The 13,820-nt window shown below is 47.1% G+C and carries 15 protein-coding genes; all 15 read right to left on the bottom strand.

Annotated features, from left to right (window positions below; genetic code table 11):
• Position 1: 1 nt before the first annotated feature.
• On the bottom strand, positions 2 to 418 hold the full coding sequence (tagD, locus tag OM978_RS07630; protein WP_264346250.1) for a glycerol-3-phosphate cytidylyltransferase: 417 nt from the start codon (positions 416 to 418) through the stop codon (positions 2 to 4).
• A gap of 12 nt (positions 419 to 430) precedes the next feature.
• Positions 431 to 1,327 (bottom strand): TIGR00180 family glycosyltransferase, encoded by an 897-nt coding sequence (locus OM978_RS07625; RefSeq protein ID WP_264346249.1) that lies wholly within the window; start codon positions 1,325 to 1,327, stop codon positions 431 to 433.
• Positions 1,328 to 1,344: 17 nt separating this feature from the next.
• Positions 1,345 to 2,634, bottom strand: a complete 1,290-nt coding sequence (locus tag OM978_RS07620; protein ID WP_264346248.1) for a protoporphyrinogen/coproporphyrinogen oxidase — start codon at positions 2,632 to 2,634, stop codon at positions 1,345 to 1,347.
• Positions 2,627 to 3,493 (bottom strand): NAD-dependent epimerase/dehydratase family protein, encoded by an 867-nt coding sequence (locus OM978_RS07615; protein WP_264346247.1) that lies wholly within the window; start codon positions 3,491 to 3,493, stop codon positions 2,627 to 2,629. Before OM978_RS07615 ends, OM978_RS07620 begins: the two co-directional genes overlap by 8 nt.
• Positions 3,490 to 4,029 carry a dTDP-4-dehydrorhamnose 3,5-epimerase family protein gene (locus OM978_RS07610; protein WP_264346246.1) on the bottom strand — a complete coding sequence of 180 codons (540 nt, stop codon included), beginning with the start codon at positions 4,027 to 4,029 and terminating at the stop codon, positions 3,490 to 3,492. Before OM978_RS07610 ends, OM978_RS07615 begins: the two co-directional genes overlap by 4 nt.
• Positions 4,029 to 5,351, bottom strand: a complete 1,323-nt coding sequence (rfbH, locus tag OM978_RS07605) for a lipopolysaccharide biosynthesis protein RfbH (RefSeq protein ID WP_264346245.1) — start codon at positions 5,349 to 5,351, stop codon at positions 4,029 to 4,031. The genes OM978_RS07610 and rfbH overlap by 1 nt, the downstream gene beginning before the upstream one ends.
• Positions 5,348 to 6,439, bottom strand: coding sequence for a CDP-glucose 4,6-dehydratase (gene rfbG, locus OM978_RS07600; RefSeq protein WP_264346244.1), 1,092 nt, complete (start codon positions 6,437 to 6,439; stop codon positions 5,348 to 5,350). Before rfbG ends, rfbH begins: the two co-directional genes overlap by 4 nt.
• Positions 6,440 to 6,441: 2 nt before the next feature.
• The gene (rfbF, locus tag OM978_RS07595; protein WP_264346243.1) at positions 6,442 to 7,218 is read right to left on the bottom strand and encodes a glucose-1-phosphate cytidylyltransferase; all 777 of its coding nucleotides are present in this window, start codon (positions 7,216 to 7,218) and stop codon (positions 6,442 to 6,444) included.
• A gap of 63 nt (positions 7,219 to 7,281) precedes the next feature.
• Positions 7,282 to 8,355, bottom strand: a complete 1,074-nt coding sequence (locus tag OM978_RS07590; RefSeq protein ID WP_264346242.1) for an alpha-2,8-polysialyltransferase family protein — start codon at positions 8,353 to 8,355, stop codon at positions 7,282 to 7,284.
• Positions 8,352 to 9,311, bottom strand: coding sequence for a Gfo/Idh/MocA family oxidoreductase (locus OM978_RS07585; protein ID WP_264346241.1), 960 nt, complete (start codon positions 9,309 to 9,311; stop codon positions 8,352 to 8,354). Before OM978_RS07585 ends, OM978_RS07590 begins: the two co-directional genes overlap by 4 nt.
• A 9-nt stretch (positions 9,312 to 9,320) precedes the next feature.
• On the bottom strand, positions 9,321 to 10,289 hold the full coding sequence (locus tag OM978_RS07580; protein WP_264346240.1) for a Gfo/Idh/MocA family oxidoreductase: 969 nt from the start codon (positions 10,287 to 10,289) through the stop codon (positions 9,321 to 9,323).
• Positions 10,286 to 11,041: an oxidoreductase gene (locus OM978_RS07575; protein WP_264346239.1), complete on the bottom strand. Its 756-nt coding sequence runs from the start codon at positions 11,039 to 11,041 to the stop codon at positions 10,286 to 10,288. Before OM978_RS07575 ends, OM978_RS07580 begins: the two co-directional genes overlap by 4 nt.
• A 14-nt stretch (positions 11,042 to 11,055) precedes the next feature.
• Entirely contained in the window at positions 11,056 to 11,757 is a 702-nt protein-coding gene (locus OM978_RS07570) for a cytidylyltransferase domain-containing protein (protein ID WP_264346238.1), read from the bottom strand.
• On the bottom strand, positions 11,757 to 12,722 hold the full coding sequence (locus OM978_RS07565; RefSeq protein ID WP_264346237.1) for a Gfo/Idh/MocA family protein: 966 nt from the start codon (positions 12,720 to 12,722) through the stop codon (positions 11,757 to 11,759). The genes OM978_RS07570 and OM978_RS07565 overlap by 1 nt, the downstream gene beginning before the upstream one ends.
• Before the next feature lie 30 nt (positions 12,723 to 12,752).
• Positions 12,753 to 13,820 (bottom strand): nucleotidyltransferase family protein, encoded by a 1,068-nt coding sequence (locus OM978_RS07560; protein WP_264346236.1) that lies wholly within the window; start codon positions 13,818 to 13,820, stop codon positions 12,753 to 12,755.

Genomic DNA, 13,820 nt, shown 5'->3' with positions numbered 1-13,820 from the left:
GCTAATCCAGGAAATCCCGTTTGAGTTGCATAAAGACCTGAATAGCTTTTTTCAGATCCGTCGAAGACACATTGTCCGTGCGTGGCAAATACACCACTTCACAGTAAGGCTTTAAAAAATCAAACTTACCCTGCCAGTCTGAGCCCATGACAAACACATCCACTTTGTGCTGCTGTACATCGCTTATTTTCTGATCCCAGTTCGATTCAGCAATCACTTCATCAACAAAACGTACGCTGCGCACCAGCTCCATCCGGTGCTCAAATGGCATTAAGGTGGTTTTGCCTTTGGTGGCATTAAACTCATCGGTGGACACCGCCACAATCAGCTTATCGCCCAGCTCCCGCGCCCGTTTTAGCAAATTCAGATGACCGATGTGAAACAGGTCGAACGTGCCATAGGTTAGTACTGTTTTCATAACTCTCCCTGCTCAATGCTGATGAACAGCTAAGTACCTGGACAAAAGTTGATCGACCCATACCAAATCACCTTCAACAACAGGGGCTGGTCGTGGTGCTTGATGTCTGACTAAAAAGCGGCGAAAACGTCTGTACCTTGCGATCAGGCCATTATCAGCCATTCGATCAATATAGGCACTGAGCGCAAGCTGTGCATAATCAGCACTGACCAGATCAGCCAGCTGCTCTTTATAGCGTGTTACATCCGCCTGATGCTGCCAGTTAATTGCAGCGTGTAACTTGCCCCAATGTTCAGCGGCTGTGGTTTCCCGCACCATCCAGATACCAGCCATTGGATTGATCGTGCCCTTTGCAACAGCAACGGCTGCAATAGTCAGTTCGATAAAATTATCATTGTCATACTGCGCTTTACGGATCCGCTCAAAAGCATCCTGAATCACATCTTTCCGGTAAAGCGCCCAGAGAATTTGTTCGTAACGCTTTAGATAACGCTGGATATCCAGTCGCTTATCACCACTCAACCTAGGGAATGGTAAAGCAGCGCCAGCCCATCTGAATTGCTGATAGGAGAACTCATTAAAACGAACTGGCCGACCAAAACTAGCACTGTAGTCAGGCTGTTTTACCATCATATCTGCTGCAGAAGTCAGAACTCCTGGCAGGAAAAAATCATCATCAGGAGACAACGCAACCAATGGAGTCTTGATATGGCTCAGTGCAACTAATACTTTTTCAGCAAAGGACAGGCCGGGTAAATGCAAATACTGCACAGTCTGAGGCAAAGGAGCATCGTACGCTGTCTCTGAGGAATCGACGATCATCAGTGCAAATCCCAAGCGCCTGTAGTAGCTAACACAGCGTTCCAAATAACGATGTCTTTGATGCGTTGGGATTAAAATAGTGAACATAATCAAGTGGCTCTGCTTTAATAACGACTATTTTTCCGGTCATCCAGCAAGTTTTGCAGTGCATCCCGGCCAGATAAAAAAGATTGGTCGCTCCAAAAATAGTCCCAACAACCAAACCTGCCTGCACTGTATATCGGCACCCTCTTTAAATACTGAAGTATCTGATCGCGCCGGCTTTCCATGCCATGGTCAAAGATGACGTTACCAAAAGGCAGCTGTTTATGGTGACAAAATAAAATGCTTTGCTCATCAGCGATCTTCATCTGCTGCAAACTTTGCTTCACATTCCGGATCAGAACCTGCGGATCCGGAGCTGGTGTGCTAGACAGACTATAAATTTCAAACTGGAGTGAACTACAGCCTTGCGGCGCATTCGACGGTGCTTTTATTGACGGCGAATAAGCACGGGCGGCGTATTGATGCTGATCATAAATATAAAACCACAAATAAGGCGGTACCTGTGTTTGATTCAAGCCGACAGAAACTAAATCAACTCTGGTCCAGAGTAAGTTTCGCGCTGCATCTTTTATCGCTTCAGGACAGGAGCTTAACATTTCGACCAACTTTGGCAGGGGCAAGGTGTTGATCAAGGATTTGTAACTCTGTGTTGTCCCGTCCGAAAACGTAACTATTTTGTTGGCCGGGTCCACAGACACTGCCTCTTTGTTGCAGCGGATCTGAACGGCTTCAGTCATTGGTCTGATAAACTCGAAATAACCGCCTTGCTTTGGGTAACGCATCTGACTGGCATAGTAATGATTATCCTGACGCTGCTCCAAAGCACCTTGTAAGATTTCTTTGAGTTCAGCCCTGCGCATCCGGTCTCCTATCCAGTTCAAAGATAAGCGTTCAGCAGGTAAACCCCAGTATTTCTCGGTATAACGCAGCGGGTAGCGCTTAGCTATCACTTCACCGTATTGCTGGATCAGCCATTGTTGATAATTTTCTACCGGGCCGTCAGGGCGTTTGATAAAGGATTCAATACAGGCCACACGATCGTCAGCAGGTAAGGGATAAAGATTATTTTGTACCGGATGTTTTAACCAAAGCCCCTGATCAAAACAGTAAGGACTTGGAGTATGCACATGATGCGGTGTTTTCATAAAAAGCGAGTTGACGTAGTCGCTTTTCGAAAAAGATAAATGCACGGCATTATCAAAACGAAAACCCTGAACTTCAAAATTTGATACTAAACCGCCCGGGTGGCTTGCAGCTTCAAAACATACTGCCTCCAACCCGGCTTGCTGCGCATGATAACAGGCTGAAATACCTGCTATACCTGCTCCTAAAACTAATACATCAGCCATGACTTAATACCATCTGTGCAAATTGTCGAATAAAGTCCGCTAAGTCGCCCTGAGGTTGATACGGCGGGTAGCAGCTTCGGACTACAAGTGTTGTGGCCGGCGATGGCTGACTGTCTGGCACTGTACTGATCTGACAATGCAAGTCTGGCAGAACCTTAGCAACCATGCGCGCAAACTCCACTATAGACAAAGTGTCCAAACCAAACACATTGAGGACCTTTACCTGACCCACAAGCTCTGTCGAACGCACTACATCATCGATGCTGACAAAGTTTCGCAGTTGCTGACCGCTGGATCGGATCTCAATTTTCCCTTTTAAGACTGCACTTTGCACAAACTCAAAAGGAACCAGGCTCCAGCGATGAAAGTCGCTGAGTTGTGATGGTAATCCATAGATATTAGTCGGCCGCAGGATCAGTGGCTTGTATGAAGCATAGGAGGCCAGATCCAACACTATACGCTCAGATAAATAATGCGTCAGGCCATAGTCATTTTTTGGAGCAACAGGACTCAGTTCATCCAGCTCGCCACTGCTGCGGCCATACACATGAAAAGTACTGAAATAAACAAGCTCGGAGATCTTTGAACGGCGGCACAATTCAACCACTTGCCTGGTCAATACAACATTCACTTGATAGCTAAGTTGTAAATCTTGCTGGATCTGAGTTTCGTTTACCGCAGCAGCCAAAATCAGACGTTGGAATTGGATAGTCGGTTGTAGTGAATCTATAGAGTCAAGCGCAAAATCATCGTCCTGGCGTCGCCCAAGCGTGTACACCGTCCACCCCAATTGCTGGTAATGACGACGCAGGGCCTGCCCAACAAAACCACTGCCGCCTACCAACAAAAGATTATTCATAAAAACGGACTCTCAAATTGATCCAGCGCAGGAAAGCCTTGATCCCGGGATGAAACTACCGGCTCACTTACGGGTAAATGAAAGGATAGGGAGCGCCAGTTGATGCCGTGGTCATGGTCTGGAGCATAAAGGCTGTCAGTCTGATACAACATCAAAGTTTGAGCCGTCAGCGCTAAAAAACCATGTGCTATGCCTACAGGCAGGTAAAGCAGTTGAGGGGTAGCCGCTGATAACGCCACAGTGCAGCTTTGGCCAAAAGTAGCTGAACTCTTGCGCAAATCAACCAACAAATCCACTACCTGACCAGCGGCACAATGAACCAGTTTTTGATGAGCAAAAGGTGGGGTCTGAAAATGCAATCCACGAAGCACATGTCGCTCAGACCAGGAGTAAAACTCTTCTTTGTGCTGAAACTCAATGCCACATTTAAGTAAATCAGCCTGGTGAAAAGTTTTTACAAAACGCCCCCTCTCGTCACTGGAGTGCGGTAAGTCAATCAGTTTGCAGCCCGGCAGCGATAGCTCTGTCACCTTCATCAATGTCTCGCTTCAAGTTGTCTGAAGAACTCATAAAACCTGCTGATGGTAAAGTCTAAATGCTCGCAGGTGAGTCCTGGATATAAACCAATCCAGAAGGTATGCGACATAATATGATCAGTCACAGTCAACTCGCCGGCAACCCGATAGTTCAGATGCTGAAAATAAGGTTGTCGGGTTAAGTTACCAGCAAATAACAAGCGCGTACCAATCTTTGCCTGATCCAGAAAGTTGATAAGCTCAGCACGGTTAAAGCCTTTGTCTGTCTTAATGCTTAAAGGATAACCAAACCAACTGGGATCGGCGCCTGGCGTGGCCTGAGGCAAGACTAGATAGTCCTTCAAACCAGCTAAGCCCTGTGTCAGGTAGTTAAAGTTGTGCTTCCTTGAGGCAATAAAGCTCTCCAACCGATCAAGCTGAGCCAGAGCACAGGCTGCTTGCATATCGGTAATTTTCAGGTTGTATCCCATGTGTGAGTAGGTGTATTTGTGATCATAACCTTGCGGCAAGTCGCCAAACTGCTGATCAAAGCGTTTACCACAGGTATTATCTCGTCCGGGATCGCAATAACAGTCTCGTCCCCAATCACGAAATGACTCTATTATTTTCTTTAACCTTAATGATTTAGTGAACACAGCCCCACCTTCACCCATAGTGATATGGTGTGCAGGATAAAAACTCAGGGTGGCGATATCACCAAAAGAACCAACCAGCTTGCCGTTGTATGTGGTGCCTAAGGCGTCACAACAATCCTCAATCAGCCATAAATCAAACTCATCAGCAAGGGCGCGTATTGTGGTTAAATCAAAAGCATTGCCCAAAGTATGAGCGATCATAATGGCTTTTGTTTTGTCACTGATCGCCTGTCGGACTAACTGGGCATTAATGTTTAACGTATGCAAGTCCACATCAACAAAAACCGGGATTAAACCGTTTTGAACTATAGGATTGACTGTGGTCGGAAATCCTGCGGCGACAGTAATCACCTCATCACCGGGTTTTAACCTGCGATCCCCTAACTGTTCAGAGGTCAGAGCGGTCAGCGCTAACAAATTAGCGGCCGAACCAGAAACAGTAGTTAATACATGTTTTACGCCTAAAAAAGAACTCAACCGACGCTGAAACTCCTGATTAAAACGACCTGTAGTTAACCACGCGTCCAATGAGGCATCTACCATCAATTGCCGCTCTTTTGCACCTACCACTTTGCCAGAAGGTGGAACTGCAGTTTCGCCTGCAATAAACAATTTAGGTGCATCGGCCAGAGCTGAGTATTGCGCTACCAACTCCGCGATTTTTATTCTGATTTCATCCTGATTCAAGATGTAACTCCGGGTTCATTTGTCAAAAGAGTCTGATAATGCTGAATTTCAGCCCGACAATAGTTATACATAGCTTCGCCTCTCAAAAAGGCGTGCTGCCACTGCACTATGCCTGACAAAGTGCTTTGAAGTGAGCAAAGGGTGCGCCAGTTCAATTGCCTCCTGGCTTTTGTACTGTCAACGCTCAATAAGGTAGTTTCATGACACTGCTGCGCCTCCGAACGCCACCCACCTGCGCCCCAGGCCTGGATAAGCTGCTCAACCACCCATTGCACAGGCTGGCTGCTGTGGTCATCAGGACCAAAATTCCAGGCATCCGCATATTTGATCCCATCTTTCACCAGATGTTCGGCTAACACTAAATAACCATGCAAAGGTTCAAGCACATACTGCCATGGACGAGTTGCCGACGGATTACGCAGCACAATCTCCTGTCCATGTTGTAATGCAGTTAACACATCAGGAATTAAACGATCAGGCGCGTAGTCGCCGCCTCCAATCACATTGCCCGCTCGCACAGTGGCAATAGCACAACGATGCTTTGTATAGTCAACCGCATTAAAAAATGAGCTGCGAAATGATGCGGTAACCAGTTCAGCACAGGCTTTACTGCTGCTGTAAGGATCATAACCACCTAAAGGATCGATTTCACGATAGCCCCAGTGCCACTCCTTGTTTTGATAGACCTTATCTGTGGTCACCACCACCACTGCCCGCACAGAATCAACTTGTCGTATGGCCTGTAGCAGATTGGCGGTCCCCATCACATTCACCTGAAAGGTTTTGAGTGGGTCCAGATAGGATGCCCTCACCAAAGGCTCAGCCGCTAAATGAAAAACCACGTCTGGCTTCACTGCACAAACAAAAGATTGTAACGCCTGCAAGTCACAGATATCGCCAATCTGAGAGTGCATACCTCTGGCAACGTCAGCACTGGTAAATAACGCAGGTTCAGTTTGTGGTGCTAAAGCGTAGCCATACACGTCAGCCCCTAATTGCTGCAACCAAAGAGACAGCCAGCTGCCTTTAAATCCGGTGTGGCCGGTCAGCAATACCCTTTTGCCTGCCCAAAATGAAGTATCAATCATGGTTAATTCCATATCTTCCAGGGAGCTTTACCTGTGCGCCAAAGTTCTTCAAGCATTACTTTATCGCGCATGGTATCCATAGGTTGCCAAAACCCATGATGCTCATAAGCCATAAGCTGACCATCCTCAGCCAGTTTTTTTAATGGAAATTGCTCCCACACCGTTAAATCATCTTCAATATAATCAATAACCTTTGGCGACAGCACAAAAAAACCACCGTTGATCAGATTGCCATCTCCTTTCGGTTTTTCTTTAAAGCTCGTTACCTTCTCGCCTTCAATCTCCAAAGCACCAAAACGGGCCTGAGGGACAGTGGCGGTCAAGGTAGCAAGACAACCGTGTTTTTGGTGGTACGCAATGGATGCTGTGATATCTATATCGCCTACCCCATCGCCGTAGGTAAAGCAAAAAAAATCGTCATCTTTGACAAAGTCGCGAACCCGCCGCAAGCGGCCTCCGGTCATGGAGTCTTCCCCCGTATCCACCAGCGTGACTTTCCAGGGTTCAGCGCGATGATTATGAACATGCATCTGATTGTTTTGCATGTCAAAGGTGACGTCAGACATATGCAAAAAGTAATTGGCAAAATACTCTTTGATCATATAGCCCTTGTAACCACAACAAATAACAAACTCGTTAATGCCATGCGCTGAGTAGGTTTTCATGATATGCCACAGCATCGGCTTGCCACCAATATCAACCATAGGTTTAGGCTTTACCGTAGTTTCTTCACTTAATCGGGTTCCTAGTCCCCCTGCCAATATCACTACTTTAGTCATAACTACTCCAATCAGCCGTCATTTTCACCTTCACTTAACTTAAGCACAATTTATGCCAGAACACTATGTAACTTGAGTGCCTAAATACTTGATCTCAATGATTTTACAAAGACTGAGGTAATCCATAATAGCTTCTATTACCTGCAAGTTATTGCAGCGCGTCAAATTCCAGACATGGGAGGAGGCCGCACCACTCCAGGTACTTAAGCCCGGATCCACGCTAATGACTCTGATCCCGTCAAAACAACTGGCAATAGTCGTAAGCGCCATCGAATAAAAGCCTACCACCGTAGCAGGAGGTGCATCCTGCTGGCGCAACCAGTCTTCTATCGGCAGATGCTGCTGCATAATGCTAACAGGGAGCTCGAGCCCTATCCGGTCGACAAAAACCGGGTTGGTGATGCGATGAGGCACATACTGAATACGCTTGCCAGGAAACAGCGCTACCACCTTTTGCAATAAAGCAATGTAGTGGTCTTCACTCAGATAATTCAGTTCTGTTTCCCCGCCCCCAAGCAGCAGCACAGCATCAGCGTCGACTTCAAAGAACTGTTGTTTCATCGCGCTCAAAGGATTGTTACGTATGCTGAGCCAGGGCAAAGCTGGTAAATCAAAGACAGTAAATAACTCAAGTTGGGTTGGCGGCTTTGTGCACACCTGGTATTTTTGTCTGATCAGCAAAGCCTGCTGTGCGCGTTCTGCATCGGGGTCGGCTGGAAAGTCAAAGAATAGCCCCTGACTAAACAAGTAGCGGTAGAACACGAGTGTCGCATTGCCATCATCCATCAATACCAATTTAGAATCGCTTAAACTACAAACGATATCCCGTTGCCATTGCTGCCTGATATTAGAGAAAAACACCAACGGATAGCCTTGCTGTTTCAGCCAGGGCAGATGCTGAGCATAAATACTGATCCTGTCTTCAATAGCGCCGCTGACTCTAGGCACCTGGATCAAATGAGTAGGTTTTAACCGGGTTAATAACTGTTGCAGCTGGCTGTAGGCATCGGCTCTGCAACAATCACAGGTGATGATATCGTAATCAGCTATGCCATATTCCCGCAGCGCTTCTTGCAGGTTAAACACCTGAGATGGTGTATCTATGACAAATAATGCACGTGAACCAGAGCGTATCATATCGGCTCCTTTGCTGAATCAGGATAATTTGCCATTTGTTCATACCACTGCAGGCGCTGAATTTGGGTGGTCAAATCACAGAAATGCTCAGGATCCTGAGCTAAAAACGCTTTGACCTGAGCATATAACCCTGCTTTAAATTCATGATCCGCATCATTATCAAGTGATACAGGTTGCCACACCACTGTGCCACGCAATTGCTGCTGTAGTTGCTCCAGCGGCATCAATTGAAAACGCCGCTGCGCTGAACTGAGTTCCAATGCCCAACGCCCGGCAGATTGCCAGTTGCCTTGATAGCTGAATAAAGCTCCAGACTTTGATACACCCGCCCCTGTCATCACAGCGGCAGAGGGATGCCAGAGCAGTGAGCCAGTAAAAAGACTATTCATCTGCTGAGGCGTTCCACCCAGATAAAACGCTAAATCAATAATGTGCGCCGTATTGGCAATCAGCCAGCGCGCTTTGACTTCTTTCGGGTGGCTGGTGGCTTCGATCTGATGAGACCACTCTGTCATTTCAAAGTAAAAAGACAATACACCGCCATCTTGTTCAAGCTGCTGTCTGGCATGCTGAACAGAGGCATAAAAACGTCTGTTGTAGCCAATCAACACTGTGGCTTGTTTTTGCTCAGCCAACTGACGCAGGTTGTTCAACTGCCATTGATACAAGGCCCCTGGTTTTTCCAGCAAAATATGTTTCACACCATAGTTCAATAAAGCCAGGCAACTTGAATAAAGGTCCACAACATTCACCGCCACAATGGCAAAGCGGGCACATTCGGGTTGCGACTTTAAAAACAACTCCAAACCACCACTGATAACTTCCGCGCCTGTTTGTTCGGAGAAGTTCTGGCAGCTTTGTTCTGAGCGTCCAATCACCAGCGGTGTCTGCTCCAGGTGTTGCAATACCTTGTAGTACGCCTGCGCCATAGGCCCGGCGCCAATTAACCACGTCATCGATATTCCTCAGGTGATAGGACAGTGTTCCAATTCTGCCGACTCTTGGCGAAAATAAGCCAACAAGCTGTGAATAAGCGGTAAATGCAAGGCAGAAGACTCAACAAAAGGGGTTAAACTGCAGTGGCCGCTGTCGAGCAAATCACTGACCACAGCAGCAGTTAACTGGCTTTGATACAACATGGGCATATTGCGAAGCAGAGGCTCTGCATCACCTGTTTTATGCACAGTCCCTTTGACTTCATCAATGTCGAAGCGGCCATCCACAGAACTGTATTCGATGCTTACTGAGATTGCCGCTTGCTCATCCGCTGTGCAGCGAAGTATAAGCTCGGACCCCTGACTAAAAAAACAACGCAGGCCACCAGTCACTTCAAGATAGCCGGCTCTTTTACTTTGCAGCCGCTGTTCGAGTTGACTGGCATCAACACTTTGCAAAGACTCAGAGGTTAAAAACGATACCAGATCAATAAAGTGAATGCTGTTGCAGGCCATTCCCCACAAATTGCCCTTAACTTGCATGACCAGAGGCTTTCTGCCCGCTAAGGGTTTTAACTGCTGATACAACGGATAACAGCGCCTTGGACAGTTTACATAAGCCTGAACCTGATTTTGTTCAAGCAGAGCCTGCATCTGTGCATAGTGTTCAGGCCTCTGAAACAAGACCTTTTCCAGCAGCAAATAACGCACTTTGGCGTGGCGCAGCAACTGCTGACTTAACTCAAATCGCACTGCGGCTCCAGTTGCTATCAGAGCGAGGTCGTACTGTGCACTGAGCTGTTGAATAGACTGGAAAAAACGAATGTGAGCGGCGTTCACCTGCACCTGAGACAGCCGTTGTCTGGCTTTTTCAACAGACAACGCATCAGGTTCTACCACGTCAATGCAGCTGTCGGGCAAACTGGCCATAGACTGCAAATGACGGGAGCCCAACTCACCTGCACCAATTAATACCAGACTGCAGGGTTTGAAGCTCATAAGGTAAATCCATCATCGATAATCAAATTTTGACCTTGCATAAAAGCACTGTCGTCAGACAGCAAAAAAACCACTGCCCCACAAATATCGGTTGGATTGAGCATGCCTTTGCCTAAAGTATGCTGTTTATATTGCCGTAAAAATGCCTCTGGCTGTCCATCAAGTAAACCACCGGGGCTTATCGCATTTGCTCTAAAACGAGAGTCATTAACATAGCTGCTGACGTATTTAGTTAACTGCACAATAGCAGCTTTAATAGCGGCGTATTCCACAGGCATGGTCATCGGCGTGTCTTTATAGACTTCAAATTTCGGAGCAATCACCCCATAAACAGAAGATAAATTCACCAGTGATAAAGGCAACTGATGCACGCTGAAGTGCTTCGCCGCTTGTTGGGCAAATAAAAACGCTGCGCCCAGGTGCAGCTGTACGTTTTCATTAAAGCTCTCTAGTGTGACATCAAAAAAATGCCGGCCATAACTGGGATGGCGGGGGTAGGTACAGTTCACCGCACCACTTAATTGAGGGTAAGAAGCAAACAATAACGCAACTTGCTCAGGCTGATTAAAATCAATCTGGTGCAAAACCAGTTGATCTTCCGCACAGTTTACCGCCATCAGACGTTGGCGTAATTTGTCCAGATCCAAGTCAGCTGCAATAACCACAGCGCCTCTCTGCACTAACACCTGACACAAAGTGCTGCCTAATAAACCGGCAGCACCGGCAACTAATACGGTTTTACCTGTCAGCATCTGTTGTCCTTTTATTAGTTTTTATTAAGTTCCGCCGCGTTCAGCAGCACTTCCGCCAGCATAAAGTCATAGATATCATCAATATCTACAGCACGCTGCTTGGGGATAATCACCGCCGTCACTTTACCTGCCAAAACCCCTGCACTCTGGCGGATATACTGTGGTGATGTCGCATAAACCACAGTGGTTAAATCAAATAACTCTGGGGCATCCTGACGGCGAATTAACTGGCCATTGTCTTTGATGGCTATATCAACCAAACCATCCGGCAGTTGCCGCACCATATTAAAGTACGGACTACGCTGGGCTGGTGTCATGCTGACACAAATATCAGCGCCAGTTTGCTGCAACTTCAATAAAGCGGCCTGCACATCCTCTTTGCTGCGCAGTGGTGCCGTTGCAGGCAAGCTGACAAAGTGGTCAAACTGACCATGGTGCTGCTCAACCCAATCAACGGCATGACGCCAAGAAAGCAATTCCGCACTAGTATCAGTAGCCAGTTCGGCAGGACGTTCAATCACAATAGCACCCGCTGCTTGTGCGGTGCTGGCAATATCGGCATCGTCTGTCGAGACAAACACTTGTTCAACCTCAGGCAACTGTTGAGCCAGCTCAATGGAATAACACAACAGAGGTTTTCCCCGCAATGGTTTGATATTTTTCCCCGGCAATCCTTTAGAGCCGCCCCGGGCAAACACAAAAGCAAAAGTGCGCATTAGTCTGTGTTCTCCGCCATTCGTTTGGCTTGTTCAACCAGCCGTAATACGGCTAAGCCATCCTGCAGCGGCACAGGTGCCGCTTTTTCTTCTGTCACTGCAGTAAAAAAATCCTGCAACATCAGCAGATACATTTGGTTTTTATCCCAGAACGGCTGATGATACAGCTGCTGTTGGCCGTCAGCATTGATCAGGCAAACACTGTTTTCCAGCAGATCCCACTCTATACGGCCTTGCTGACCTGAAATAACACAACGCCGTTGTGGCACTTGCTGTAAAAAATCCAGATGCAACTGACAAAGCAGTGAATTATCACCAGACAGCATCAGGTCAGCGCGCTCTTCAACGTCCAGCATTAATTCGCCATGACGCGCTAATCGGCAATAATCCACAGACAAAGGGCCAAACAACCAGAGTAAGTAGTCCAGTTCGTGACTTAGCTCCAGCAGAGCGCCACCACCAAAAGCTTGTTTTGCCGACACTGAATCCCGATAGTCCATCTGCTTACGCCATTGGCTAAGATGTTGTCCAACCATGGCCTGAACCAGATAAACAGGCCCAAGCTTTTGTTCAGTCAGCAGCTGTTTGACAACCTGAGCGGAGGGTAAGTAACGTAAACAATAGCCCAGACAAAACAGCGGTTGTGATGGCTGCTCACGCAAAAACTCTGCGGCTAACTGATGCTGATGACTCAGAGGTTTTTCTATCAAAGCGGGAATACCGGCATCACGAAAAGCCATAGCATGCTTTATATGTAAATGAGCTGGCGAGGCAATCACTGCAAACAAAGGTTGAACAGCTATCGCCTGTTCGAGGCTAAGTTGAGTTTGACCTACCAACTCCACAGCAGACAATGAACGTTCACTGGCTGAAACGACATACACTTTCGCCTGTGGCCATAACAGCAGCAGATTGGCTAAATGTCGTTTGCCTATACTGCCCAAACCCACCAATACAATCTTCATTACGACTCCGTCAGCTTTGCAGGGGGATGGTTATAAATCCTGTAGCGCGTCATTCACAAGTTGCTGGGCTTTTTTAAAATCATCCAGTCGCCCTATGTCAATCCAGTCCTGCTCAACCTGGAAATGATTCACTTGCTTGCCATCTTGCAGCCGCGCCGATAATAAAGTGGGCATATCAATCTGATCGCCAGATGTGACCTGACGAATAAAATCAGGCTCAAGCAGATAAATACCTGCATTAACAAAATAGTGGTGTACTGGTTTTTCGACAATAGCGGTAATACGATGACCCTCTGTACTGACGACACCATAAGGCACCTGATAGTCAAACTGGCGTACGCATACAGTTGCTTCTCCGCCTTGCTCTTCATGAAACGAAAGCAACTGCAAAAAATCTATATCGGTCAGCAAGTCACCATTCATCACAAAAACTGGTTCTGTTAATTCCTGTTGCGGTAGCAAACCTAAAGCTCCGGCCGTGCCTAGGGGCTGACTCTCGTGCAAATAATCGATGCTCACGCCCCATTTGCTGCCATCACCAAAGTGAGTCATGATCTGCTCTGGCATATAGTGGGTGGATATAAAAAAGCGATGAAATCCAGCCTGGATAAACCGGAGCATAATGAGTTCAAGAATAGGTTTATCACCCAGCTTTAACATAGGTTTGGGACAGGATTCAGTCAAAGGTCGCAATCTGGTACCAAAACCACCCGCCATCAGACACACTGCATTTTCCAGTTTAGGTTTTTGCAGCAAATCATATAAAAACTCAATCGAAAGCAAGTGCCCATCGTCCGAGACTACAGGCAACAACAACAGTTGAAAGCGCTCCATGCAGGACAATAAACGGGTTTTGCTCCAGTCAGCCTGAGCTACCCGTGGTTCTTTTTGCATAATATCTGCAACAGGTGAAGATAAACTAATGCCCTTGAGTAACGAGCGCCGCACATCACCATCACTGACTGTGCCGAGTAATAAGCGCAGCTCATCCACTACGACCAAACTGCGACGACCTTGCTGATCCATCAGAGCTATAGCGTCTGCTAACGGCATCTGAGGCAAGACCAAAATCTGTTCCCACTGTTTAAGCTTGGCCAT

Source organism: Rheinheimera sp. MM224, from assembly GCF_947090785.1.
Lineage (GTDB): Bacteria > Pseudomonadota > Gammaproteobacteria > Enterobacterales > Alteromonadaceae > Pararheinheimera.
The sequence above is the reverse complement of the archived record's forward strand: the minus strand, read 5'-3'. Positions and strand labels throughout refer to the sequence as shown.